Origin of the sequence: Marinobacterium sp. xm-d-579, assembly GCF_013282935.1 — a bacterium.
In the GTDB taxonomy this organism is placed as follows: Bacteria; Pseudomonadota; Gammaproteobacteria; order Pseudomonadales; family Balneatricaceae; genus Marinobacterium_E.
Genome location: NZ_WBYP01000004.1, coordinates 33286 through 57064, shown reverse-complemented (window position 1 = coordinate 57064; position 23779 = coordinate 33286). Strand labels below are relative to the sequence as shown.

The window sequence follows — 23779 nt, the reverse complement described above, 5'->3', positions numbered from 1 at the left end:
TACCTCTGCTTAATGATTATTTGGCGGCCATGCGGATCGCACCATCAAGGCGGATCACTTCACCGTTTAACATCTGGTTTTCGATGATCTGCTGTGCAAGCATTGCAAACTCATCTGGATTACCAAGACGTGAAGGGAAAGGTACAGATGCCCCAAGCGCTGCCTGAACCTCTTCAGGTAGTTCGTCCATCAGCGGTGTGCGGAATAGACCTGGAGCAACCGTCATGATGCGGATGCCAAGTTTCGCTAGTTCACGCGCTAGTGGTAGTGTCATTGCTGCTACACCGGCTTTAGATGCAGAGTAAGCCGCCTGACCAATCTGACCATCAAATGCAGCAACCGATGCCGTGTTGACAATCACACCGCGCTCGCCAGAATCACCTGGTTCGTTGTTCTGCATGACGTTCGCAGCCAAACGTGCAATGTTGAATGTACCGACTAGGTTGATGTTTACAATGCGCTGGAAGCTCGCAAGGTCGTGTGGGCCATCACGGCCAACCAGACGTTTAGCACCGCCAACACCAGCACAGTGAACAACCCCTGAGAGTGCACCAAACTTAGCTGTTGCTGCTTCAATACACGCGCTTACAGAAGCTTCATCAGAGACGTCAGTTTTACAAAAGATCGCCGAGTCGCCCAAATCGGCTGCAACACGGTTGCCGCCTGCTTCATTGATATCTGCGATACATACCTTGCCACCCATCGCACTTAGACGACGTGCCACTGCTTCACCAAGGCCTGAGCCAGCGCCAGTCACTAGAAATAGTTTATCTGCAATCTGCATAGTGAACTCCGGCCGCTTACTGCTGTGGCTGTTTTTTACGGTTTAGGAACTTCTCTAGACGAGCAACAACGTCTGGGTGAGTCTGTGTAATACCGCAAAGTAGAGACTCAGTGTACATGCCGTCGTCATGAGACATGCTGTCGATGTGACGAAGGCCTGTTGTCATAGCCCAGTTTGAGTAGGGTGAGTTGGTGGCAATGTGTGCTGCTAGCTCTTTTGCTTTCTCCAGTGACTGGCCATTTTCAACAACGTAGTGTGATAGGCCTAGGCGGTAGCCCTCCTCAGCGTCGACATCACGACCCGTTAGCATCATCTCAGTCATGCGGCCGGCACCGATAACGCGTGCAACGTTACGTGATGCACCACCACCCACGAAGATACCGTGGCGGCCTTCTGGTAGGCGGTAGTAAGTGCCTTTTTCAGAAACACGAACGTGTGCACAGGTTGCTAGCTCAAGGCCACCACCGATAACAGCACCCTGCATAGCGGCAATTACTGGAAGGCCTGAGTTTTGAATATGTCCAAAGGTGCGGTGCCACATGTTTGAGTGCTTAACAACATCTAGGCCTTGGCGTGCTTTGTGTTCCGCAAGATCAAGACCTGAACAGAACTCTGGGCCAGCACCCGAGAAAATCACGACACGTACATCTTCAGGCATGGTGATAAATACCTGTTCGATCTCAAGACACAGTTCGTCGTTGATCGCGTTTTTCTTCTCAGGACGGTTAAGGTGTAGGTGGCCGATGCCGTCTTCAACAGTGAACTGGATGTAAGTGTAGTTGCTCATAAGAAGCCTCATTTTGTTTGGGTGCTATGAAGCACAGTGTCTGTCTGATATTTGTTTATCATATAAACAATTAAAGGGTTCAGCAATATGCTTTGGTCTAAAACTGTTTAGTAACTAAACAATTTTAATTTAAGTACAAAGTGTGTTTACAATATCCCTATCTTTTTAAGTGCTTTATAGCTGCTGTATTAGTGTTAAGGGTAAAGAATGGCGAGTCGTTCAAAACGTAAAAATGAATTAGATGTGGATCTTGGCCTATTGGGGAGCTCCCTGGGTTACCACCTGCGTCGTGCTCAGCTTGCTGCCTTTAATGGGTTTTCCAAAGGTTGTGCTGAGTTAGGCATCAGTCCAGGTCTGTTTTCAGTGTTGGAAATTGTTTACCGCAACCCTGGCCTGACGCAGACCGCAGTGGCGAATACCCTTGGTACTGACCGTTCGGCTATGGTCGCAGCGATCGATAAGCTAGAAAAAATGAATCTGCTAGAGCGTTGTGCTGCCGAGAATGACAGACGATCCTATGCGCTCAGAATGACTGAGCATGGCAACGAGTGGTACCAAGCGGCAGAGAAGAAGGTGCAGGCTAACGAAGAGGCCTTCTATGAGCCGTTACAAGATTCAGAGCGCGAACTACTGGTCGATATGCTGACTCGTTTATCGAATCGAGCTGAGGCTCAGTAAAAGCATGACCGCCTCAACGAGCATGAACCCTATTCCCCAGTTTGGGCTCTACGGTGAATCTAATATCGATGATCCGGTGTTTGTGCATGTTGAGAACATCGCGAGCCGCAGTCGTGATAATGGTTGGTCGATCCAACCACACCGACATGGACGGATGTTCCAAATCATTTTTGTCTTTGATGGCATGGCTGAAGTGACCATCGATGATCAAAAACAGTCTCTCACAGGCCCCTTTGCGATTTCATTGCCAGCCGGCGTTGTACACGGCTTTCGATTCTCGCCCGAAACTGAGGGTGTCGTGCTGACATTGGCAGAACCGCTGTTGACCAACGAGTCCTATGAGCGTTGTGAACCCTATTTTGGTTCCCTGTTTGCTGGTGCATCGGTGATCTCTTTGGTGGGCCAGGAGCGTATTGTCCAGGAGATTCAAGGCTATATAGGAATGATCGAGCGGGAACTGGCCTCTGTCGATATGGGGCATTCTCTGGTTTCAGAGTGGTTAGCCCGAGCGACGTTGATGCAGCTGCGTCGTTTGCTAGTGACTGATGCCGACACCGCGCCATCACTTCAAGCCGCCAAACCGGTAATAAGATACCGGAAGCTGATCGAACAACACCTTTATGACCACCTGTCGGTAGAGCAGTATGCGTCGTTTATTGGAATATCGGCCGATCATCTTAACCGCCTCTGTAAACAGGAGGTGGGTAAAACCGCCAAGGCGATGGTGCAAGAGCGATTGCTGCTGGAAGCCAAGCGCCGTCTGGTGTTCACCCGTGGTAGTGTCGAAGAGTTAGCCTTTGATCTGGGCTTTAAAGATCCTGCCTACTTCTCGCGTTTCTTCAAGAAACTCACTGATCAAACCCCTGCTGTCTACCGTAGTTCTCATAACTACGACTCTAATTAAGATCGGAAAAGTACTATTGATGATCGTTAATGGCCCTGTTGGGAGCAGAGCCGTCGGTCCATTATGTTTGAACGATTTTGAATCATCTCGAGAGCAGAATAATGAAAACATTGAAGACACAAGTAGCGATCATTGGTGGCGGCCCTTCGGGTCTGTTGTTAGGACAACTGTTACACAAGAAAGGGATCTCTAACGTCATACTTGAACGTGTAACGGGTGATTACGTATTGGGTCGTATCCGCGCAGGTATCCTTGAGCAGGGCTTTGCAGATCTAGTCCGTGAAGCCGGTGTTGCTGAAAACATGGACAAGTGTGGTCACGTTCATGAAGGTGTCGTCATTGCAGTAAATGGTGAAAATCATCGTATCGACCTTAAAGGTTTGACAGGCGGTGACGTCGTTGTCTGTTACGGTCAGGTCGATATTACTGAAGACCTAATGGCTGCTCGTGAAGCAACTGAAGGCTTGGATACTTACTATGAAGCATCTGATGTTCAGCCACATGATGTGAAGAGTGATAATCCTTACGTGACATTCACACACGGTGGAGAAGAGTACCGTCTTGAGTGTGACTTCATCGCGGGTTGTGATGGCTTCCACGGCGTTTCACGTCAAACGATTCCTGAAGATGTTCGTACTGAGCACGAGCGTGTCTACCCATTCGGTTGGTTAGGTCTACTGGCTGATGTGCCTCCATGTCACGATGAGCTTATTTATGCGAAATCAGAGCGTGGCTTTGCCCTAGCATCACAGCGCTCACCAACTCGTTCACGTTACTACATTCAGGTACCTTTGACTGACAAGGTTGAAGATTGGTCTGATGAAGCGTTCTGGGAAGAGCTTAAAAAGCGCCTACCTAAAGAGGCGGCTGACAATGTTACTACTGGACCAGCACTTGAGAAGTCTATTGCACCGCTCCGTTCATTTGTTTGTGAGCCAATGCAGTACGGCAATCTTTTCCTAGTCGGTGATGCGGCACACATCGTACCGCCAACAGGCGCTAAAGGTCTTAACCTGGCTGCTTCTGATGTGGCAACGCTATACAAGATTCTGACTAAAGTTTATGAAACGGGTGATCGTAAATACATTGATCAGTACTCTGAAATCGCACTGCGCCGCGTTTGGCACGGTGAACGTTTCAGCTGGATGATGACTAACATGCTTCACGACTTTGGTGACGAAGTTAGCGATGCAGGTACTGATCCAGAAATGCGTCAGCGCTTTATGGATTCTGAGCTCAGCTACTTCATGAACTACGAAAATGGTCGTCGTGTTATTGCCGAGCAGTATGTAGGTCTTCCTTACGAAGATGTAAAAGAGTAATTTTACGCATCTGCTAAAAACGCCAGGCTGCTTAGTTGCAGCCTGGCGTTTTTATTTGGTCATTCACTTCAGGTTATAGCCAATCTTATGCAGGAACAGCATGCCTGCAATCATCACAACCAATGCTCCAAGAAGTGCTCCAAGGTAGGAGCCAGATAGGTCTGCAACGTAACCGGCAAAAATCGGTGCAACGATCTGAGCAACCCCAAAGCTGATGGTCAGTTTTGCCATCGCTTTCGCTGGGTTGTAGGGGAATGCGCGTCCGACAATGGCCAGCGTTAAGCTGACGATTCCGGCAAAGGTGCCTCCCCAACAAGCGGCGGCAATGAAACTAGCCAAACTTTGGTCGGTCACAAGCGGCAAGATAAACGAAATGATTTGAATGATGTAGGCCAATTGCAGGGCTTGTATCTGTCCAATGCGGTTAGCTACCTTGTCCCAGATCAGTGCCGACGGCGCCGCACAAAGTCCCACGATGACCCACACCCAACCACCTTTGCCGGCTAACTGAGGGGTGTTCTGTAGTATGTCGATAATGAACGTAGCACTAATGACGTAACCGACACCGGCACAGAAATAGGTGGCGATCAGTAGGTTCATAAACCGTGAATCAGGCTCTTCAGTTTGATTTGACGTACCTGCTTCAAATTTAGGTGGGTAGGGCATCCAAAGCCAAGCTGGAATTAGAAACACAGCGCCCATCAATGCAAGGTCTTGCCACTGTTGATCCCAGCTTAGATCGGCCGAAAATAGGGCTGTGATCAAACCGGTAAAGACAATACCGATGCCCATGCCGATGAAATGGACCCCTAATTGTGGCTTGAAATGATTGGCGCGCAACCAGTTTATGACCAGTCCAGAGGCGAGCAGCAGCCCCGCGGTACTGGAGATGCCAGAGAGAAATCTGAGTATTGACCAGAGCAGGTGATCCTCTGTAAGGCCAGTACCATACGTAGTGACCGTCGCAAGAATTAGATAAAAACGGTAGAGATGAAGTTTTGCTGACAGCTCTTTGATATTCGCCGCTAAGATAGCTCCGACTAAATAGCCGATGTAGTTGTAGGTTGCTAACCAGCCTCCCACTAACTTTGAGAGATCTGTCTGCTCTAGCATTTGCGGTAGCAGAGGTGTGTAAGCGAATCGAGCTATGCCAACCGTCAGGATCATTGAACAGATGCCAGCAAAGATAACTTTGTTGCGCTCAATGATTAAATGTCTGTTTGAATCTGTGCTGCTCACAATGCTCAATTCCTAAAGGTGATCGATCACTCTAATGCGAAAAAGTAGATAAATGTATTAAACCTTTAGTGCATCGATTTTAAGATGCGGAATGCCCATTGGATCTTAGTCGTTTCGATTTACAGAAAACCTTTAACAATAGGTCTGCTCTGGATATGAAAACCGCGAGCAGAATCAACGTGCAACCAAGTAGTTGTGACGCGGACATCGTCTCCTTCAGCCAAATCATACCTAAGATAGCCACCCAAACAGGCTCCAATGTCAGGATCAGAGCACCTCGGCTTGCGGGGCCAAGTTTCAGTGAGTAGGTCTGAACAAAAAAGCGCAGACTGGTCCCAATTAACACACTGGCAAGAAACCAGCCTAGAATCGAGATCTCGGCGTTAATGGTCCAGCTTTCGGTTAATAATGAGATCGGCAACAGAACAGCGCCCGCTGTCAGCAGTTGAATCGACGTCAGTGCTCTTAATGGTGTTTTACCGGCGGCGCGACTATTGATGTTTAGGTAGATTGCAAAAGAGATTGCTGACGCTAAGTAGTACCACTCACCCAAACCAAAGACAAAGTTAGATGTTAAGGTGAGAAAAGCAGCACCGATCACAGCAACCGGCACCGCGAACCAGGCAAAACGTGTGGGTTGGTCACCAAATAGTGGCGCCAAAAGAGGTGCAAAAATGGCACCTAAACTGGTCAGAAACGCGCCGATTCCGATATGAGTTCCGTGGAACAGGCCTAATATCCAAAACCCTAGGCCTGCGGCAAATATCACACCAACCAAGGTCACCCGCGAAAGGTCACGTAAGGTGAAGAGTAACAACTCACTGCGTGCGAACAGGGCAATCAGGAGCCCCGCCAACATAAATCGACAGCCCATGAATAGAATGGGTTCAAGACCTAGCAGAACCTCTTTAGAGAATATCCAGCTAATGGCAGCTAACAGGGAGGCCAGCAGCATGAGTAGGTCAGATTTAAGGTATTGAGGGTTCAATGTGTGATCTCGTAAGGTTGAGTGGATAGCATAAACAAAAAAGACGACCCAAGGGTCGTCTTTTTGTTGCTCAATGAAGATTACTTCATTGTTGGCATTGTGAACTCTGGACCAGCACTTAGACCGGTTGGCCAGCGAGCTGTGATTGTCTTCATACGAGTGTAGAAGCGAACGCCATCTGGGCCATGCATGTGCAGTGGACCGAATAGCGAACGTTTCCAGCCACCGAAGCTGTGGAATGCCATAGGTACTGGGATTGGCACGTTTACACCAACCATGCCGACCTGCACGTTTTCACAGAAGTTACGAGCCGTGTCACCGTCACGTGTGAAGATCGCCGTGCCGTTACCGTATTCGTGTTCGTTGATTAGGTTCAGAGCTTCTTCATAGCTGTTAACACGAACAACAGCTAGCACAGGGCCGAAGATCTCTTCGTTGTAGATGCGCATGCCAGGCTTAACGTTATCGAAAAGAGTTGGTCCAACAAAGTAGCCGTTATCATGATTAACCACTTTGAAGTTACGTCCATCAACAACCAACGTTGCGCCTTCTTCAACACCTGAATCGATGTAACCCAATACTTTGTCAGCGTGTACACGGCTGACGAGAGGACCCATGTGTGGCTCTGGTGAAGACATACCGTTACCAACGGTCATCTTCTCTATTTCAGCGGTTAGATCTTTGATCATGTGATCAGCTACTTCGTCGCCCACACAGACAGCAACCGAGATCGCCATACAACGCTCGCCTGCAGAACCGTAAGCAGCACCCATTAGAGAGTTAACAACTTGAGATGGCTCAGCATCTGGCATAACGATCATGTGGTTTTTAGCACCGCCTAGTGCTTGTACACGTTTACCGTGTGCGCTTGCAGTTGAGTAGATGTACTCAGCGATTGGCGTAGAACCTACGAAGCTTACTGCTTGAATGCGCTCATCTGTTAGAAGCACGTCGACCGCTTCTTTGTCACCGTTAACGATGTTGAATACACCATCTGGAAGACCCGCTTCAGTTAGAAGCTCAGCTAGACGCATAGTCGTCGTTGGATCTTTCTCAGAAGGTTTCATTACGAAGGTGTTACCGCAGGCAATTGCTACCGGGAACATCCACATTGGAACCATTGCTGGGAAGTTGAATGGGCTGATACCCGCACAAACACCCATAGGCATCATCTGACTGTAACTATCGACACCGGTACCAACATTTAAGCTGTGTTCGCCTTTTTGTAGGTGAGGGATACCACAAGCGAACTCTACAACTTCAAGCCCACGAGTCAGTTCGCCTTTCGCGTCAGAGAAGACTTTACCGTGCTCAGAAGTAATTAGCTCAGCAAGTTCATCAGCGTTAGCTTCTACTAGCTCTTTAAACTTAAACATGACGCGAGCGCGCTGAAGTGGAGTCACTTTGCTCCAAGTTTTAAAAGCTTCTTGTGCATTGGCAATCGCTGCACGAGTCTCATCTGCAGTTGAAAGCGCAACCTCTTTAGTTTGTGCGCCAGTCGCAGGGTTGTAGACAGGTGCTGTACGACCTGAGTTTGAAGCGACGTGCTGGCCGCCGATGTAGTTACCTACGATAGACATAGAACTTCTCCTTTATTGGTATGGAGTTATTAGACATCATCATATTTGTTGTAACAATATAAAATAATTAATGTATGATATATCAAAATTGATAGATCAATTGGGTGGGTTATGCGCAGTTCAACATTTAACTGGGAAGATGCTCGTTACTTTCTTGCCGTTGCTAGGGCAGGGCAGATGGGCAAGGCGGCCGCGAGCCTCAACATCTCGACGATTACATTGTCGCGTCATCTATCCTATCTACAGCAACGTACCGGTACGCCACTCTTCACCCGTCTCAGTAGAGGCCTTAAATTAACGGATGAGGGGTTGCGTTTGATGCACTATCTTGAACGCGCTGAGGCGGAAATAGAGGCGGCTTCAGAAATTTTTCGAGGCCCAACAAATTCAGTCAGTGGTACGGTCCGAATCGCCGCTCCAGAGGGGTTCGCTCTTCGTGTGCTGACACCGCAACTCAACGCACTATTAGAAGCTAATCCTGATCTCAATCTCGAAATTGTCCCTCAATCACGCGGTTTCTCGTTATCACGTCGTGAGGCCGATATTGCCGTGATGGTCGGTAAACCTACCGAGCCAAATCTGGACTCTATCTGTTTGGGTAGCTATAGCCTTGGGCTCTATGCATCTCGACCGTACCTTGATAAGTTTGGAGTGCCCAAAGACATTGAGGGTTTAGCTAATCACAGATTGATAGGCTATGTAGAGGATCTTCTTTTCTCAGATAAATTGAACACGCCTAGGTCAGTCTGGTCGCAATGGCATTCACAAGCGGCAATCTACTCTCCCATTGGTCAAGTAGAGGCCGTTAAAGCAGGATTAGGGGTAGGGGTATTGCATCGCTTTCTCATAAAAGAGACGGATGATTTAATTAGACTCATTCCTGAGATTGAGGTTCAGCGTGAGTTCTATCTTGTCTATCACCAAAGTACCGAGAAGGTACCTCGAATCGGTGCTACCCTCGAATTTATGAAGGGATTAAAAGTTGAGTAGTGTCTATGAATGATGTCATGATTCTAGGGGCGGGTGCATTAGGTGCTTTTGTCGGTGGTTGTATTGCCAAAGCGGGTTACAGCGTTCAGTTGGTCAATCGCTCAAGCAGTAATGCTGAAGTGGTAAACGCTCAGGGGCTCAAAGTTGAAACCAGTGATGATACCTTTGTTGTTCACCCAAGTGCGGTGCAGTTAGAGCACGCGTGCGATGCTCGTTTTGTACTGCTGTTCACTAAAACCTACCAAAGTGTAGAGGCTATCAAGGCCATTGAACCAAAACTATCACCTTCATCGATCATAGTAACGCTTCAAAACGGTTTGGGTAATGGTCTGCGAATCGCTGAACATGTTAAACAGTCTGTGATTCATGGCGTTACGATGATTCCCGCAACTCAGGTTGAGCCTGGCTTTGTTCGCTCGCACGGGTTTAGCGATACCTGGTTTGGCCCACTCAATCCCAGTGATCAACATGCGCTTTCAGCAGCGATTGAGTTGGAGAAAATACTCACAGAGGCAGGTATTACCGCTGCCAATGTCGATCAGCCACTGAACAAGATCTGGCAGAAAGCCTGCTTTAATGTCGCTATGAACGGAGTTTGTGCCTTAACAGATGCCGGCCCAGGCATTGTTAATGACACTGAGGCGTTGAAGCGGGAAGCTCACGCGTTGGCTGATGAGGCTGTCAGTGTCGCGAACGCAATGGATGCGATTGTGGATACAGAGGCGCTGCATAACCTAATCAACTTCGCCTGTGCCGAACACCGCTTTCATCAGCCCTCGATGTTGCAAGACGTGCGGGCGGGGCGCTTAACAGAGGTCGATTCGTTGAATGGATTTGTTGTTGAACAAGCGAAACGCTTGGGTGTTTCGGTTCCCAAAAATGAGCTGATGACGGCACTCATATTGGCACGCCAGGTTTCACCTAAGTTCTGGTCAGGAGTGAAGTAACTGAGTGGCTACAACTCTTTAGGAAAGGTGTGAATTAATCGCCAATAGGTATACCCAAACAGACCCGTAGCAAGAATCGACCAGAAGGGTGCGGCACCCCAAAGGAACCACTCAGCTGCAGCCCAAAGTCCTGTAAATATGACAGTACCATAGCGGCGCGCTTTGGGTTTGAAAAAAGCTAGGTCATCATCGCGAATCACAATTTGTATCCTTAGGTGGATTGCATATAAAAACGAAGCGTTTATTCTAAACGCATATTAGATATTCGAGCTAATTAAGTTCGATCTGCACAATTAGGAAACAGCGTGTCTACGTCACATCATTATACACTCAAGGTTGAGTGTCCCGGCCGTACTGGATTGGTGGCCGCAATCACTACATTTTTAGCGAATCGTGATTTTTTCATTGTCGAAATGAAGCAGTTTGATGACGAAGTGTCGGGTCGTTTTTTCAGCCGTTTAGAGTTTACAACTCATACACCATTGGATTTAGACCTGATAGCAAAAGAGTTTAATCGCGAAGTTGCTGATGCGTTAGAGATGAACGCTCAGTGGCGCAGTGCTAAAGCGCCCATGAAAACGCTGATACTGGTCTCACAACATGATCACTGCTTGATGGAGCTGCTCTACCAGCAGAAACGAGGTGAGCTCAATATTGAAGTGACAGGCATTCTGTCGAACCACCCAGACCTTGAGCCTGTCGCCAATTTCTACGGCTTAGACTTTGAGTTGTTGCCTAGCCTGGAGACAAAACTTGAGACCAAAGCTGCTCGTGAAAAGCGCATTCTTCAAGCGTTCAAAGAGACAGGTTCTGAGTTGGTGATACTGGCTCGATACATGCAGATTCTGTCGCCTGAGCTCTGTTCGGCGTTGGCTGGGCAGTGCATCAATATACACCACTCATTCTTGCCAGGCTTTAAGGGCGCTAGACCCTATTTCCAAGCTTATGATCGCGGTGTTAAACAGATTGGTGCAACCGCTCACTATGTTACTTCTGATCTTGATGAAGGTCCGATCATCGAACAAGAGGTGGGACGTGTTGATCACAGTTTCGGCCCTGATGATTTGCGAGACATGGGGCGTAACATGGAGAACCTGGCGTTATCCAAAGCCGTGCGTGCTCACACCGAACAGCGCGTCTTTGTGAATGGCCTTAAGACGGTTGTTCTCTCCTAGTTACAGTGCATTTAGGTTCTGCAAATAGTGCTCGGCTGTTTGCAGAATCTCTGTTTTCTCCTCTTCAGGCTTTTTATCCCAGTTACGATAGACCATCGCGGTGCGTGGGTTGTTGCTGAAACGGCTGGCGTGGCGATGTTGGAAGTGCCAATAGAGGCTATTGAATGGGCAGCTGTTATCCCCCGAGCGTTGTTTCACATCGTAGTGACACCCTTTGCAGTAGTCGCTCATTCGATTGATGTACTGGCCTGATCCTGAATAGGGTTTGGAAGCTAGCAAGCCGCCGTCGGCAAACTGACTCATACCGTGGGTGTTGGGCATCTCTACCCACTCAATGGCGTCGATGTAGATGCCTAGATACCAGGCATCAACCTGTTTAGGATCAATGCCAGCCATTAAACAGAAGTTCCCTATAACCATCAGTCGCTGAATGTGGTGCGCGTAGGCGTACTCCAGTGACTGATCAATGCACTGGTGCATGCAGTTCATTTTGGTCTTACCATCCCAGAAAAAGTCGGGGAGATGCCTATCTGCATTCAGGGCATTCATGCTGGGGTATTCAGGTAGATTGATCCAGTAGATGCCACGAACAAACTCGCGCCAACCTAGAATCTGCCTGACAAAGCCCTCTATCTGAGCAAGATCGATACGTTCGGGTTGCTCGCGGTATGCTTGAATGGCTCGCTCAATCACCTGTGCCGGTGAGATCATTTTACAGTTCAGAGCGAAGGAGATTCGTGAATGGTAGAGACTCCATTTGTGCTCCGAGTTCGCCGTCATCGCATCCTGGAATTTTCCAAATAGAGGTAGGCAGTGAGTGCAGAAAAACTCCAGCAACTCCAGCGCTTCACTTCGTGTGATTGGCCAGACAAGTTGTGTGCCCATCTCACCAAAGTAGTTGATGCCGTGTCGATCTAAACGGTTTCGAATATCTTCTGTGTTGTGAGCAAACACCAGTGGTTCTGGAATGTCCGCAAGATCCGCTTTTTTAAACGCTTTTTGGTTCTCGGTATCGTAATTCCAACGACCGCCTTCGGGCTCTTTGCCCTGCATAAGGTAGCCATGTTTAACCCGCATGCGTCGGTAGAAGGCCTCCATGCGGTGTCCAGTATTGGGCTTAAACTCTTTGCTAATCGCTTCAAATGGCAGCAGGAAGTGCTCGGTGTCGAATTCACGCAAACCGGTCCCTTCAGGCAGTGACAGGTTACGACACTGTTCAAGAAGACGTATCTCATCGGGTCGCTGATACTCGATCTGTGTAAAGCCGTGGCATTTGATCAAATGGTTGATCAATGAGTCTAGGGATTTAAAATCGGCAGTCTCATCAAGCGTTAAATGAATGACCTGATGACCCGCGCTTTTAAGAGCCTCGGCAAAGCGCTGCATGGCCATAAAAAAAGCGGTGATCTTTTGCAGATGGTGTTTAACGTAATTCTGCTCTTGGTGCAGTTCAGCAATGAGGTAGGTCACCTCGTCCGATTTATCACGAAACCAGCTGTGTTTGGCGTTGAGTTGGTCGCCGAGTACCAGTCTAAGGGTGCTCATCGCTGTTGCTTAGCCTCGCGTCGACAGCGCTCTGAGCAGTATTTCACCTGCTCCCAATCGCGCTCCCACTTTTTGCGCCAGTTGAAGGGCTTTTGGCACTGCTCACAGATTTTGCTTGGTAGATTGAGTTTGTGGTGCATTATTTCATCTCGATGGGCCAGTCGTGGTAGTCGACACGATCGATTGGCAGCATCATCTCTTCACCGCCCCAACGCTGTATAAATAGCCCCTCAGGGTCATAGGTTTGTGTCTGCTTCGCCAGATTGAATTGTCGATGGCCGCGCGGGTCTGCACCAACTCCACCTAAGTACTGCCAGTTCCCCCAATTACTGGCCAGATCAAAATCGATCAGCGCCTCTTCAAAGTAGGCCGCACCGTAACGCCAGTCAATGCCAAGCTCATGCACTAAGCAGCTCGCCACCAGCTGTCTGGCGCGATTGGATTGATAACCCGTTGCTTTCAACTGACGCATGGCAGCGTTGACGATTGGGTAGGGGGTGGTGCCTTCAATCCAGGACTTCATTCGTTCTGGGTAGAAAGAGGTTAAGGGCTTACGATTAAATGGCCCAGTCTGGTGATAGATCTTGTTGCCCCACTTGTGGGCATACCACTGGAAATAGTCACGCCACAGCAGTTCAAAAAATATCCAGTAGGTCGAGTCATTTGCAACCACATCTTCCTCATAACGATTCAGCCTCTCAATGATGCGCTTGGGTGACAATACCCCTAGCGCTAACCAGGGACTGAATTTAGTCGAGCACGCCCACTCATCCAGACCATTCCTAGTCTCCTTGTAGGTGGCGGGTAGATCACTGGAGAAATAGTGTTCGAGATGGTCTAACGCGCTCTGCTCAGAACCGTTGAAGGCATTCTCGCTAGAGCAATCAATGTTGAATGTGGAACCCTGTTTATCGCCGAGAGGAGGTAGGCTGTCAGGTTCAGCAATAGGGGCATCAACCTCGATCGACTCTATCTTCTTTCTAAAGGGGGTGAAGCTATCCGGCAGTTCCGCTAGGGCAAAGGGAAGTTGTCGCTCACCGTAAAGAGTGTGCGTCTCTAACACTGTTATCACTAGGTGCGGAAAGCGTGATGCGATCTCTTTAAGAGCGCTCTGCTCATAGCTGCCAGTGTGTCGAGAGGTGACTAAATGCTCGACTTGATCACGTAAAATGACCTGGCTTAACGCTTCGACGTAATCGCTTTCAATCACTTCTAACGCCTGGTTCAGCAGGCTAAGTTTGCTGTGCAAGCTTGACAGTGCTTGGTTTAAAAACTGTTGGCGATGCTTACCGATTCCTTTGAAACCAAATCGATTGGTGCGCTTATCCCTGGGGTGTTGGATGAAGAGACAGGTTAGCTGTTCGCTGTTACGGGCTTTATTAAAGACGGGGTTGTCATCAAGGCGTAAGTTGTTGGTGAACCAGAGCAGTGTGTGTCGATACATGGGGCGATCCTATGGTTGAATCTTTGATACGCACTGCTCTGGGCTTTAGAGCACGGAGTGACTGGAATCAATCGGGTTGGAAAATAGATCCTTTGATAGCCGCTTTGACCGTTTTGACAATCAACACCGTTAGCAAAATAGAGACCAGTGTCAGCATCAGGTGGCTCAATGTTTGGAAGAAGAGAGTCTGGCTCTGCTCAAACATGATCAGTGTGCCAATGGTGAAGGCTGCAATTGGGAAAGAGTAGGCCCACCAAGAGACAAAGAAGGGGATTCTTGCAAAACGTGGAAGCTGCGACACAAGTAGCAGAACCAAGAACATCGCCGCGTAGTAGAGGATGTGTGCAAAGTTATCGACAACGCCCTGATTGAGCTTCAAATAGGCAATAAATCCGACCGCGGGCGGCGCGATCATGATAAACAGTGTCGGCAGTAACTTCTCTGGGAGTGGCTCGTGAAAAATGATGCGGTTAAAAACTAATACCTTTAACACAATCCAGTAGACTATTCCGATCGCAAAGAAGAACCAGCTGACCTCGGTAAAGCCCAGCGTAACCCCGCCAATGGGTGCAATGATGTTGCCCACAATCGGGATGAACCAAGCAGGGGTCGTGTGTTGTACCTGCCAGCGAGCGTGGTGTATCCATTGATTCATCAAATAGAGCGTCAAGATCAGTTGGATTGAAGCGCCCATCCACCATACGGCCGTTGCCAGAGGTGTCATGATCTCCGCCATTGCGACCGCGATCAGCATTAAACCGATGGAAAAAGCAGGGAAGAAGCTGATTTTGATGGGGTGATTAAACTCGGCAATCACCTGATGAGCATGACGGCGCATCTTTAATAGGTAGCTGATTGCCAGTGTTGCTAATAGAACGGCCGTAATCACTAACAGTACTTGCCACACAAGGTTAGTAATACCTAGAACCTCAGAGGCTTTTTTCCAAGCGAGGGTTAAGCCACTCATTCCCATTACCGTTGCGAACAGAGCCACCGGCATATGGGCTAGACGAGATGTCACATCATTCATTGTTTAATCCTGTGAAATTAGATGGATCTAATATAAGGGCTAACCTTAATGGCAACATTAAGATTGATCAATTGCTATCACCTCTATGGCATCTCTACTGATCGAAAACTGAATGTTGAAGCGCTCCAAACTGATTCCGTAAATACGTGTCTCATCAGAGTGAAAGGCGGGTCTAGGGTCTTGCCTTAGAACCTCTTCAATGAGTGTCGATAGTTGTGGTTCTTTAGAGATAACCTCTAAGGCCTGTTCAGAAAATTGAATAGGTTGTTGCAAGGGTTCGGGCTGTTCCATGCCGGGGTAAACGGCATCTGGCAGCGCGTCGGAGTAGGGGATGTAGGGTTTGATATCAAAGACCGGAGTGCCATCGACAAGGTCGATACCGGACAGATTCAGGTGAACCCCTTGGTTTGTATTGATTGAGTCGAGTTTCACAACCGATAACCCCATGGCGTTGGGGCGATGTGTGCTGCGTGTGGCAAACACGCCTAGCTTCTCGTTGCCACCTAGGCGGGGTGGTCGAGTTAAAGGCTTCCAGCCGGCATTCAGGTTCTCACTGAACTGAAAAATCAGCCAAACGTGAGAGCAGTGCTCTAACCCCCTAACGGCATCAGGGTCGTTGTAGGGTGAGACTAGCTCCAATACAGCTTGCGCGGAGGGCGCAAGGCCAGGCTGGCGCGGTGCGCCAAACTTCTCTTTGAATGGTGTTTTGATGAAACCGATCGGTTCAATACTGTGCATTCAGTTACATCTCTTCAATCGGTCTATCAGGAACGGCAGCGTCATCGTAGGCCCCCCAAATGGTTTGATCGAACTGAATGACGGATCCCGTCATCATGCCGCTGTCCTCTGAAGCCATCCATAGCACCGCTTTAGCGACCTCATCAGTCTGAAGAATTCTGCCTGCCGGAAGGGTGGCTGCTTTCCGATCAATAAATGAATCATCCCCCGTCTCTTGAGCGATCAGCTCTCGCTCGTGATCAGAGTTCATCCAGCCTATATCGAGCTGATTGACGCGAATTTGGTTTCTTAACAGGGCATAGCCAGAGTTTCTGGTGAGTGTCGCCAAGGCACCTTTTGATGCGCAGTAGGGGGATAGAAAAGGTTGTCCGGCATGTTCTGACATCGATCCAATGTTGATGATGGCTCCTTTGATCTTCTCGCGAATCATCACTTTGACACTCTCTTGCATGAGAAAGAAGGGCGCCTTTGTGTTGATGGCGAACATTTGATCGAACAGTTCTGGAGAGGTCGTCAGTAGGTTGCCTCTATCCGTTAATCCTGCCGCATTCACCAATAGATCAACCCGTCCAAACTGCTGATCGGTCTCGGCCACAATGTTGCGAACCTGGTCTATTTGATCGAGTTCAGCCGCAACAAAATGGGTTTTAATGCCATACTGTTCCGCGATCTCTGAAGAGACCTGTTTGCCTCTGATCTGGTTGCGGCCGGTGATAACAATTCCTGCTGCGCCTGCTTGGGCAAATTGGTGTGCGATGGCTGCGCCCAAGCCTTGAGTGCTGCCTGTAATGATTGCTACTTTTCCATCGATACGGTTCATCAATCTGTCCTAGTTTGATACTGACATCACCATACTGTTAAGAAAGGTTTGTGAAAAGTCTTATCGTCCTGGCGTTCTACAAATACTAATCGCTTCAATGTAAACCGTACCCGCTGCTTTGAGTGCTTCAGATGCTCGGTCAAAGGTGGTGCCGGTGGTATGAATATCATCGATCAATAGGACGTGACTGGGCGCTGGCTGATTGCAGTAGAAGGTCGAACCTAAATTGGTTTTACGTTCTGCACGATTGAGTGAGGCTTGATGGTCTGTTCGACGCTTTTTTTGAAGGGATTGTCGATCAAGGGGGAGCTTTAAATAGCGACTCAAATGTTGGGCAATGATCTCCGCTTGATTAAAGCCACGCAGTGCACAATCGATTGGGTGACTGGGTATCGGTATCAGTGTGGGTTGGGTGCCGAATCGAGAGAGATCGATCTGCTTTGCCAGCAGCTGGCTCATCCAGAAAAGGGGCTCTGGATTCTTTCCCTGTTTGATCTTCTGGAATAGCTCTCGCATGGGGAACTGGTAGATCAGTGGTGATTGTGCGGTATCAAAATGAAACCACTCGCCATAGCAGTCTGGGCAGGATTCGTCTGGTTGATTAAGAGGGTAAGCGCAGACCTGGCAGGGGGTGCTGTTTTTAGCAAGGTCTGCAAAGCAACCCAAACAGAGTGGCTCATTGAACGGTTTGCTTAGTCTGCATAATGGACATTTTGCTGAGTCAAATAGCCACTCAACGATCGACTCTATCTGAAACATCAGTCTGGCCTCCTTGCCTATGATAAATTTAGTTTAGTCAGCGTTTTTAACTCTGTAAAATAGTCGCTCAAACTTAATCTGAAAGGGGCAGTGCGCGGTATGAAGCAGCGTTTTTTTGTGACGGGCACTGAGGTCTCTTCACCCGTCAATGAATTCAGTTGTGCGCTTTTAAAGCAGGCTAATCAGAAAGGGTTTAGCTCTCTGGGTCTTAAGCCCGTTGCGACTGGCTGCAGTGAAGTGGATGGAGAGTTAAAGAGCCAAGAGGCGCTGAATTTAATGGCGTGCTCCTCCATTGAGCTCTCCTATCTTCAGGTGAATCCTTTCTCGCTAGCCGCAAATGCTTCGCCACACATTGCTGCTGAGATGGCGGACGTTAGAATGAGTGCTGATCGAATTAAAGCCTACATGAGCGGTGCACTGATGCGTTCGGTCAACCTGGCATTGGTCGAGGGAGTCAGTGGATGGCGGGCGCCCATCAATGATCGTGAGTCGATGGCTAGCGTCGCACAGGCGCTTGGCTTTTCAGTGATATTGGTCGTCAATCTGAATGAGAATGCGATCAATCAGACCTTGTTAACCGTCGAAGCGATTCGTCGTGATGGTCTCGCTTTGGCCGGCTGGGTCGTGTCACAGACTCAGTGTGACTCTGATGAACGAGCAATCGAGTGGTTGCGCAGAGTGGTTCCAGCGCCTTATTTAGGTTCTCTCGCTAGCGAAGGGGGTGAGTCAGATCGGTTGGATTGGGCGCCACTAGGACTGTAAAAACCGCTCAACAATCTTTGTAAAAAGCGCAGGCTTCTCTGCGTGTGGCCAGTGCCCAGTCCCCTCGATGATTCTGAGTTGAACTTTGGGGAAGCGTTTAACCACCTCGTTTTGGTATTCAGGCTTGATGTAGTCTGATTCGCTGCCTTTGATGAAAAGAGTTGGGCCTAGGTATTCCCCCTCACTCATTGGGCTGGCGATCTGATCATACTCGCGCTCAAGTGCCTCTAAGTTCATTCGCCAATCAAACCCCGCTTCTGTGCGATAGAGGTTCTTCAGAAGAAAGGCTCGAATACTGGCACTGTCTATGTGTTGACTGAGGTGTCGATCAGCCTCGGTTCGGCTCTTGATCTCGTTCAGTGGGACCTGTTTTAGCCCTTTAAACACATCGGTGTGGTGGTGAGGGTATTGCACGGGAGCAATATCAACCACGATTAATCGTGAAACGCGTTCGGGATGATTCAGTGCTAGCTCCATGGCGATCTTGCCGCCCATAGAGTGCCCCAATAGATTAAATTGCTGCAACCCAAGTTGGTCGGCCAGTGCCAGGACGGAGTCTGCAAAAGTGCTGTAGTTAAACTGATCAACCTGAGGAGAGCGGCCATGGTTCAGCATGTCGGGAGCGATGACATCAAACTGCTGTTGCAGTGCTTTGATGGGACCGCCAAGATTTTCCCAGCTGCCGAATAGGCCGTGTAACATCAAAAGCGGTTCACCAGAACCGCTTCGATGAAAGTGCAAGCTCATCGCTTACAGAACATCCAATAGCTCAACGTCAAATAGAAGCGTTGAGTAAGGAGGGATGCCGCCCGGAGAACCTTGCGCACCGTAGGCTAGGTTGTAAGGGATAAATAGGCGCCATTTAGAGCCTTTAGGCATCAACTGAAGGGCTTCAGTCCAACCTGCGATTACACCTGTTACGGGGAATTCGATCGGTTGACCGCGCTCGACAGAGCTGTCGAAGACAGAACCGTCTGTGAATGTGCCGTGGTAGTGAACGCGTACTTTGTTAGCCGTTGTTGGCTTCTCAGCATCCGCATCACCTGCCGATAGGATTTCGTATTGCAGACCCGATTCAGTCACTGTTACTTCATCACGCTTTGCGTTGTCGTCTAGGAACTGTTGGCCAGCAGCCGCTTTCTCTTTGGCTTCTGCTTCTTGTTTAGCGCGTAGGCGTTCAGTCAGCTCGTTGAATGCCGCTTGTAGATCTTCTGGTTCTACGTGCATCGCTTCGCCGGCGAAAGAGGCTTTAAGGCCAAAGGCAACCGCGTTGATGTCTACGCCGTCAAAACCGTTTTGTGCCAGTTGGTCACCCATCTGACGACCAATGCCGTAGCTGGCGCGCTGTTCAATTGTTTCTAATGTAATGTCGCTCATGATTATCCAAATGTTTCGTTTAAGAACGGCGCGCAGGGTAACATATTCGTTACGGTTGAACGAATAGCAGTGGGTCTACGCGTTGGTTATTTAGACTCACGCCCCAGTGTAGGTGGGGTCCTGTCACTCGTCCGGTGGCACCTACCAGACCGATCTGTTGTCCCAGATCGATTTGATCACCGACTTTAACGTCAATTTGGCTCATGTGGCAGTACATGGTGGATAGGCCATGGCCATGGTCGATGATCACGGTATTGCCATTGAAGAAGTAATCTCCTACGGCGGTTACTTTGCCTTTAGCCGCTGCTTTAATCGGTGATCGATCGGGTGCGGCAATGTCCAGTCCAGAGTGGGGTGCACGAGGCTGATCATTGAAAAAACGTTTAAGTCCAAAGGCGCTGGAGTAGGGGCCTTCAGCAGGCATAGCCAAAGTCAGTATTGGGTCTTCGTTTTTGGTAAACAGTTTGTAGGCGCTCTTTTGCTCAGCCGACTCTCGTTTCCAACGTGCAACCTGTTTGGGGTCGGGTTCGACGTATTTACGCTGCTTAATCTTCAAACGCTGTTCTGGATAGGCTTTATCGTCTAATTGAAAGGTTAGAGTCTTGCCACTGAATTTGAGCTCCTGTGCTTTGCCAACGGTTGCCTTAAGGCTAATGCCGGCAACGGCAGTCCACTGTCCCTCTTGATCGACAACCATCACTCGGTAACCGTCATACGTCACTTCAGGTGCAGGTTCGCTGCTGGGCAGGCCTAGGTCTACGATGGCGATACCGCCCGGTACACGAGACTCTGTGGGCAGTGCTTTTGCAGTTAGGCTGAATAGAGCCAGTGACAGTGTCATCAGAAACAGGGGTAATCGCATACTCTCTCCCTTAATTATTAGTGTGCTTATCAATCGTTGGTTTCGGTGTGGATATCTGTAACCGTTGATGTGATGGAGCCTTTTTGCAGTCGAATATTGATACTCTGCCCGGCCTTAACTTGGCGTGAATCGCGTATCACCTCGTGCTGATCAGTCGTCGCCAATGCATAGCCACGCTCAAGCGTCGCTAGCGGGCTAATGGCCTGAAGGCGGCCCACCTTTTCAGCCAGCTCCAGCTTTCGTCGATCAATTTTACTCTTCGTAAGACTCTCTAACCGACTCATCAGTTGTTTAACCTGTTCCTGATGAGCAGTAAGAGTTCTACTCGGATTGAGACGACTAAGCTGGCTTTGGTTCTGATTGAGTTGGCTGCGTTTGTCGCGCATCAATCGGTTCATCGCGCTGTGCAGTCGCAGCTCCAACTCGTCACTACGCTGTACCTGTTCGCGGATACGCTCTCCGGGGTGTCTAAGCCGCTGTCGCAGGCTCTTTAACTGAGCCTGTTTTGCTGCCAATAACCAGCCAAACCGCTGTTTCAAAGCTCGTTCGGCGCGATTGATGTTAGCTAATATCTCTGCGCCATTGGGGCTGAGTAGTTCGGCTGCTGCTGACGGAGTAGGGGCTCTTAAATCCGCCACCATATCGGCGATGGAGAAGTCGACTTCATGCCCGACCGCAGAAACGGTCGGGATGTTTGAGTTGGCTAGACTGAGCGCAACGACCTCTTCGTTAAAGGGCCAGAGATCTTCAAGTGAACCACCACCACGACCCACAATGAGTACATCCGCGATCCCTTCGCGGTTCGCCAGTTCAATCGCCTTAACAATTTGCCCAGCGGCTTCATTGCCTTGAACCGCCGTTGGGTAAAGCCTAACGGGTAGTCCAGGGTAGCGACGTTTGAGTACCGTCAAGATATCGTGAATCGCGGCTCCAGTGGGGGAGGTAATCACGCCTATGCATTTAGGGTGATCAGGGATCGGTTTTTTACGGTCTGCATCAAACAGTCCTTGCGCTTGCAGTTTTAGCTTTAGCTTTTCGAATAGGACTTGGAGTTGCCCTTGGCCATCTTGCTCCATAGCGCTACAGATCATCTGATAGTCGCCACGCCCTTCGTAAAGACTCACGCGCCCAGTAACAACCACCTGGTCACCCTCTTTGGGGGCAAAGTTCACTCGCAAATTGTTACCACGGAACATGGCGCAGCGAACCTGTGCTTTCTGATCTTTAAGTGTGAAGTACCAGTGGCCAGAGCTTGGCTTGGCTAAGTTGCTGATTTCGCCGACGACCCTGATCGAAAGAAACGAGTTCTCCAGCAGCGATTTCACCTGCTTATTCAGCTCGCTAACTGCGATGGCCGTTCGGTTTGAAGAGGTTTGAACATTCATCCGATCATGCTAGCGGTTGTTGCCGCTTTTTAACAGAAAAAATCCTTTTGTGCGGCGCAGAAAAAAGGGTAAAAAATGCCGCTATTTGCTGAGACTTTAGATTGATAAAAAAGGCGTATTTTAGTAATATATTTGGCTAATTTTTTGCCCATTTAGACAGGTTTTTTAGAATGTTACGAATTGTTGAAGAGGCTTTGACCTTTGATGATGTACTTCTCGTTCCCGCTTATTCAGAAGTGTTACCTAACGCCGTTAGTTTGAAAACACGTCTGACCAAGGGTATCGAACTCAACATCCCACTGGTTTCTGCGGCGATGGATACCGTGACTGAATCTCGTCTTGCGATAGCTATGGCGCAAGAGGGTGGTATCGGCATCATTCATAAAAACCTGACCATCGAACAGCAAGCTGAAAATGTTCGCCGAGTGAAAAAGTTTGAGGCGGGTGTTGTCACTGACCCAGTCACTTGCCAGCCGACTACAACGGTTCGTGAAATCATCGCGCTGTCTCGTGAAGTGGGCTTTTCTGGTTTTCCTGTTGTTGAGAACGGCGACCTGGTCGGTATCGTCACTAGCCGCGATGTTCGTTTTGAAGAGAATCTAGATACTCCCGTCTCTAACATCATGACTCCCAAAGAGCGTCTAGTGACGGTGGGTGAAGATGCGACTCACAAAGAGATCTCTGACCTTCTGCGTAAACACCGTATCGAGAAACTGCTAACCGTAAACGATCAGTACCAATTGACGGGTATGGTGACGGTTAAAGATATGAACAAGGCGCAGGCTTACCCTAATGCGGCTAAAGATTCTCGCGGTCGTCTACTGGTAGGCGCTGCGGTAGGTACTGGTGCGGATACAGAAGCTCGCGTTGCAGCACTGGCTGAAGCGGGTGCCGATGTCATTGTTGTTGATACGGCACACGGTCACTCAAAAGGCGTTATCGATCGTGTTCGTTGGGTTAAACAGAACTTCCCAGATGTACAGGTGATCGGCGGTAACATCGCAACAGCAGACGCTGCAATCGCGTTAGCGGATGCGGGTGCTGACGGCGTTAAAGTGGGTATCGGCCCTGGTTCTATCTGTACGACTCGTATCGTTGCAGGTATCGGTGTGCCACAGATCAGTGCGGTTGCCAATGTGGCTGCGGCGATGGCGGAGCGCGGCGTGCCTCTGATTGCTGACGGTGGTATCCGTTTCTCGGGTGATATCTCGAAAGCGATTGTTGCGGGTGCCTCTGCGGTGATGGTGGGTTCTATGCTTGCCGGTACTGATGAAGCGCCAGGTGAAGTTGAGCTGTTCCAAGGTCGTGCATTTAAGTCATACCGTGGTATGGGCTCTTTAGGAGCGATGTCAGGATCCACTGGCTCTTCAGACCGCTACTTCCAAGATGCGAAAGCGGGTGAAGATAAGCTTGTCCCAGAAGGTATTGAAGGTCGTGTACCTTCGAAAGGTCCACTGGCAGGTGTTGTACACCAGTTAATGGGCGGTCTTCGCGCCTCTATGGGTTACACCGGTTCGGGCGATATCGATACCATGCGCACCAAGCCAGAGTTTGTTCGCATTACCAATGCGGGTATGAGCGAAAGTCACGTGCACGATGTCAGCATTACCAAAGAGGCACCAAACTACCGCGTCGGTTAAGACTCGATAGTTAGAATCTCAGT

At 49.2% G+C, this 23779-nt stretch carries 25 protein-coding genes; 8 read left to right on the top strand and 17 right to left on the bottom strand.

Annotated features, from left to right (window positions below; translation table 11 throughout):
* Positions 1-16: 16 nt before the first annotated feature.
* Together XMD579_RS09350 and XMD579_RS09345 are read right to left on the bottom strand one after the other, a co-directional pair.
* Positions 17-784, bottom strand: a complete 768-nt coding sequence (locus XMD579_RS09350) for a 3-hydroxyacyl-CoA dehydrogenase (RefSeq protein ID WP_173481222.1) — start codon at positions 782-784, stop codon at positions 17-19.
* 16 nt (positions 785-800) lie between these two features.
* Positions 801-1571: a crotonase/enoyl-CoA hydratase family protein gene (locus tag XMD579_RS09345; RefSeq protein ID WP_173481221.1), complete on the bottom strand. Its 771-nt coding sequence runs from the start codon at positions 1569-1571 to the stop codon at positions 801-803.
* Positions 1572-1778: 207 nt separating this feature from the next.
* Between XMD579_RS09345 and XMD579_RS09340 the strand changes: the two genes are divergently transcribed.
* The 3 genes from XMD579_RS09340 to pobA all read left to right on the top strand — a co-directional run bounded on the left by XMD579_RS09340 (position 1779) and on the right by pobA (position 4475).
* Entirely contained in the window at positions 1779-2249 is a 471-nt protein-coding gene (locus XMD579_RS09340) for a MarR family winged helix-turn-helix transcriptional regulator (RefSeq protein ID WP_173481220.1), read from the top strand.
* 22 nt (positions 2250-2271) lie between these two features.
* Positions 2272-3153: a helix-turn-helix domain-containing protein gene (locus tag XMD579_RS09335; RefSeq protein WP_173495304.1), complete on the top strand. Its 882-nt coding sequence runs from the start codon at positions 2272-2274 to the stop codon at positions 3151-3153.
* Positions 3154-3263: 110 nt separating this feature from the next.
* Positions 3264-4475 carry a 4-hydroxybenzoate 3-monooxygenase gene (gene pobA, locus XMD579_RS09330; protein ID WP_217362084.1) on the top strand — a complete coding sequence of 404 codons (1212 nt, stop codon included), beginning with the start codon at positions 3264-3266 and terminating at the stop codon, positions 4473-4475.
* A 63-nt stretch (positions 4476-4538) separates the two neighbouring features.
* Here pobA and XMD579_RS09325 read toward each other — a convergent pair whose 3' ends face one another.
* The 3 genes from XMD579_RS09325 to XMD579_RS09315 form a co-directional block, all read right to left on the bottom strand.
* Positions 4539-5714, bottom strand: coding sequence for a YbfB/YjiJ family MFS transporter (locus tag XMD579_RS09325; protein ID WP_371731454.1), 1176 nt, complete (start codon positions 5712-5714; stop codon positions 4539-4541).
* A gap of 79 nt (positions 5715-5793) precedes the next feature.
* A complete protein-coding gene (locus XMD579_RS09320) occupies positions 5794-6702 on the bottom strand; it encodes a DMT family transporter (RefSeq protein WP_173481217.1) in 909 nt (302 codons plus the stop codon).
* Between the two features lie 80 nt (positions 6703-6782).
* Entirely contained in the window at positions 6783-8282 is a 1500-nt protein-coding gene (locus tag XMD579_RS09315) for a CoA-acylating methylmalonate-semialdehyde dehydrogenase (RefSeq protein WP_173506285.1), read from the bottom strand.
* Positions 8283-8393: 111 nt separating this feature from the next.
* Between XMD579_RS09315 and XMD579_RS09310 the strand changes: the two genes are divergently transcribed.
* Both XMD579_RS09310 and XMD579_RS09305 read left to right on the top strand, forming a co-directional pair.
* Positions 8394-9272, top strand: coding sequence for a LysR family transcriptional regulator (locus XMD579_RS09310; RefSeq protein ID WP_173495306.1), 879 nt, complete (start codon positions 8394-8396; stop codon positions 9270-9272).
* A 5-nt stretch (positions 9273-9277) separates the two neighbouring features.
* The gene (locus XMD579_RS09305; RefSeq protein WP_173506284.1) at positions 9278-10219 is read left to right on the top strand and encodes a ketopantoate reductase family protein; all 942 of its coding nucleotides are present in this window, start codon (positions 9278-9280) and stop codon (positions 10217-10219) included.
* An 8-nt stretch (positions 10220-10227) separates the two neighbouring features.
* Here the strand turns inward: XMD579_RS09305 and XMD579_RS09300 are convergent, their stop codons facing one another.
* Positions 10228-10419: a hypothetical protein gene (locus tag XMD579_RS09300; RefSeq protein ID WP_173506283.1), complete on the bottom strand. Its 192-nt coding sequence runs from the start codon at positions 10417-10419 to the stop codon at positions 10228-10230.
* Positions 10420-10524: 105 nt separating this feature from the next.
* Here XMD579_RS09300 and purU point away from each other — a divergent pair, with 105 nt between their 5' ends.
* A complete protein-coding gene (gene purU, locus XMD579_RS09295) occupies positions 10525-11394 on the top strand; it encodes a formyltetrahydrofolate deformylase (protein ID WP_173506282.1) in 870 nt (289 codons plus the stop codon).
* On the opposite strand, the gene XMD579_RS09290 is transcribed toward purU, so the two are convergent.
* The 7 genes from XMD579_RS09290 to XMD579_RS09260 all read right to left on the bottom strand — a co-directional run bounded on the left by XMD579_RS09290 (position 11395) and on the right by XMD579_RS09260 (position 17730).
* Positions 11395-12939, bottom strand: a complete 1545-nt coding sequence (locus XMD579_RS09290; RefSeq protein ID WP_173506281.1) for a cryptochrome/photolyase family protein — start codon at positions 12937-12939, stop codon at positions 11395-11397.
* Positions 12936-13079, bottom strand: a complete 144-nt coding sequence (locus XMD579_RS09285) for a DUF2256 domain-containing protein (RefSeq protein ID WP_173481210.1) — start codon at positions 13077-13079, stop codon at positions 12936-12938. The genes XMD579_RS09290 and XMD579_RS09285 overlap by 4 nt, the downstream gene beginning before the upstream one ends.
* Entirely contained in the window at positions 13079-14383 is a 1305-nt protein-coding gene (locus XMD579_RS09280; protein ID WP_173484369.1) for a DASH family cryptochrome, read from the bottom strand. The genes XMD579_RS09285 and XMD579_RS09280 overlap by 1 nt, the downstream gene beginning before the upstream one ends.
* Positions 14384-14450: 67 nt before the next feature.
* On the bottom strand, positions 14451-15413 hold the full coding sequence (locus tag XMD579_RS09275; RefSeq protein WP_173506280.1) for an SLAC1 anion channel family protein: 963 nt from the start codon (positions 15411-15413) through the stop codon (positions 14451-14453).
* Between the two features lie 57 nt (positions 15414-15470).
* Complete coding sequence (gene tsaA / locus XMD579_RS09270) at positions 15471-16151, bottom strand: tRNA (N6-threonylcarbamoyladenosine(37)-N6)-methyltransferase TrmO (RefSeq protein WP_173494913.1); 681 nt, start codon at positions 16149-16151, stop codon at positions 15471-15473.
* Between the two features lie 4 nt (positions 16152-16155).
* A complete protein-coding gene (locus tag XMD579_RS09265; protein ID WP_173481206.1) occupies positions 16156-16971 on the bottom strand; it encodes an SDR family oxidoreductase in 816 nt (271 codons plus the stop codon).
* A 60-nt stretch (positions 16972-17031) separates the two neighbouring features.
* Positions 17032-17730, bottom strand: coding sequence for a ComF family protein (locus XMD579_RS09260; RefSeq protein ID WP_173481205.1), 699 nt, complete (start codon positions 17728-17730; stop codon positions 17032-17034).
* Between the two features lie 99 nt (positions 17731-17829).
* On the opposite strand from XMD579_RS09260, the gene bioD reads away from it, so the two are divergent.
* Positions 17830-18492, top strand: coding sequence for a dethiobiotin synthase (gene bioD, locus XMD579_RS09255; RefSeq protein ID WP_173481204.1), 663 nt, complete (start codon positions 17830-17832; stop codon positions 18490-18492).
* Here the strand turns inward: bioD and XMD579_RS09250 are convergent.
* Genes XMD579_RS09250 through xseA form a run of 4 tightly spaced genes read right to left on the bottom strand, consistent with a single transcriptional unit; the run spans position 18481 to position 22116 of the window.
* Positions 18481-19239 (bottom strand): alpha/beta fold hydrolase, encoded by a 759-nt coding sequence (locus tag XMD579_RS09250; RefSeq protein WP_173506279.1) that lies wholly within the window; start codon positions 19237-19239, stop codon positions 18481-18483. The genes bioD and XMD579_RS09250 overlap by 12 nt on opposite strands.
* A 3-nt stretch (positions 19240-19242) precedes the next feature.
* Positions 19243-19869: an FKBP-type peptidyl-prolyl cis-trans isomerase gene (locus XMD579_RS09245; RefSeq protein WP_173481202.1), complete on the bottom strand. Its 627-nt coding sequence runs from the start codon at positions 19867-19869 to the stop codon at positions 19243-19245.
* Between the two features lie 49 nt (positions 19870-19918).
* Positions 19919-20731, bottom strand: a complete 813-nt coding sequence (locus tag XMD579_RS09240; RefSeq protein ID WP_173506278.1) for a peptidoglycan DD-metalloendopeptidase family protein — start codon at positions 20729-20731, stop codon at positions 19919-19921.
* Between the two features lie 29 nt (positions 20732-20760).
* Complete coding sequence (gene xseA / locus XMD579_RS09235) at positions 20761-22116, bottom strand: exodeoxyribonuclease VII large subunit (protein ID WP_173506277.1); 1356 nt, start codon at positions 22114-22116, stop codon at positions 20761-20763.
* Positions 22117-22286: 170 nt separating this feature from the next.
* On the opposite strand from xseA, the gene guaB reads away from it, so the two are divergent.
* On the top strand, positions 22287-23756 hold the full coding sequence (gene guaB / locus XMD579_RS09230; RefSeq protein WP_173506276.1) for an IMP dehydrogenase: 1470 nt from the start codon (positions 22287-22289) through the stop codon (positions 23754-23756).
* The last annotated feature ends 23 nt before the right edge of the window (positions 23757-23779 follow it).

Excerpts from the sequence above, each read along its gene's own strand:
- XMD579_RS09350 (WP_173481222.1), bottom strand. The coding sequence starts at position 784 with ATGCAGATTGCAGATAAACTATTTCTAGTGACTGGCGCTGGCTCAGGC.
- XMD579_RS09345 (WP_173481221.1), bottom strand. The coding sequence starts at position 1,571 with ATGAGCAACTACACTTACATCCAGTTCACTGTTGAAGACGGCATCGGC.
- XMD579_RS09340 (WP_173481220.1), top strand. The coding sequence starts at position 1,779 with ATGGCGAGTCGTTCAAAACGTAAAAATGAATTAGATGTGGATCTTGGC.
- XMD579_RS09335 (WP_173495304.1), top strand. The coding sequence starts at position 2,272 with ATGAACCCTATTCCCCAGTTTGGGCTCTACGGTGAATCTAATATCGAT.
- XMD579_RS09315 (WP_173506285.1), bottom strand. The coding sequence starts at position 8,282 with ATGTCTATCGTAGGTAACTACATCGGCGGCCAGCACGTCGCTTCAAAC.
- XMD579_RS09310 (WP_173495306.1), top strand. The coding sequence starts at position 8,394 with ATGCGCAGTTCAACATTTAACTGGGAAGATGCTCGTTACTTTCTTGCC.
- XMD579_RS09305 (WP_173506284.1), top strand. The coding sequence starts at position 9,278 with ATGAATGATGTCATGATTCTAGGGGCGGGTGCATTAGGTGCTTTTGTC.
- XMD579_RS09290 (WP_173506281.1), bottom strand. The coding sequence starts at position 12,939 with ATGAGCACCCTTAGACTGGTACTCGGCGACCAACTCAACGCCAAACAC.
- XMD579_RS09285 (WP_173481210.1), bottom strand. The coding sequence starts at position 13,079 with ATGCACCACAAACTCAATCTACCAAGCAAAATCTGTGAGCAGTGCCAA.
- XMD579_RS09280 (WP_173484369.1), bottom strand. The coding sequence starts at position 14,383 with ATGTATCGACACACACTGCTCTGGTTCACCAACAACTTACGCCTTGAT.
- XMD579_RS09275 (WP_173506280.1), bottom strand. The coding sequence starts at position 15,413 with ATGAATGATGTGACATCTCGTCTAGCCCATATGCCGGTGGCTCTGTTC.
- tsaA (WP_173494913.1), bottom strand. The coding sequence starts at position 16,151 with ATGCACAGTATTGAACCGATCGGTTTCATCAAAACACCATTCAAAGAG.
- XMD579_RS09265 (WP_173481206.1), bottom strand. The coding sequence starts at position 16,971 with ATGAACCGTATCGATGGAAAAGTAGCAATCATTACAGGCAGCACTCAA.
- XMD579_RS09260 (WP_173481205.1), bottom strand. The coding sequence starts at position 17,730 with ATGTTTCAGATAGAGTCGATCGTTGAGTGGCTATTTGACTCAGCAAAA.
- bioD (WP_173481204.1), top strand. The coding sequence starts at position 17,830 with ATGAAGCAGCGTTTTTTTGTGACGGGCACTGAGGTCTCTTCACCCGTC.
- XMD579_RS09250 (WP_173506279.1), bottom strand. The coding sequence starts at position 19,239 with ATGAGCTTGCACTTTCATCGAAGCGGTTCTGGTGAACCGCTTTTGATG.
- XMD579_RS09245 (WP_173481202.1), bottom strand. The coding sequence starts at position 19,869 with ATGAGCGACATTACATTAGAAACAATTGAACAGCGCGCCAGCTACGGC.
- XMD579_RS09240 (WP_173506278.1), bottom strand. The coding sequence starts at position 20,731 with ATGCGATTACCCCTGTTTCTGATGACACTGTCACTGGCTCTATTCAGC.
- xseA (WP_173506277.1), bottom strand. The coding sequence starts at position 22,116 with ATGAATGTTCAAACCTCTTCAAACCGAACGGCCATCGCAGTTAGCGAG.
- guaB (WP_173506276.1), top strand. The coding sequence starts at position 22,287 with ATGTTACGAATTGTTGAAGAGGCTTTGACCTTTGATGATGTACTTCTC.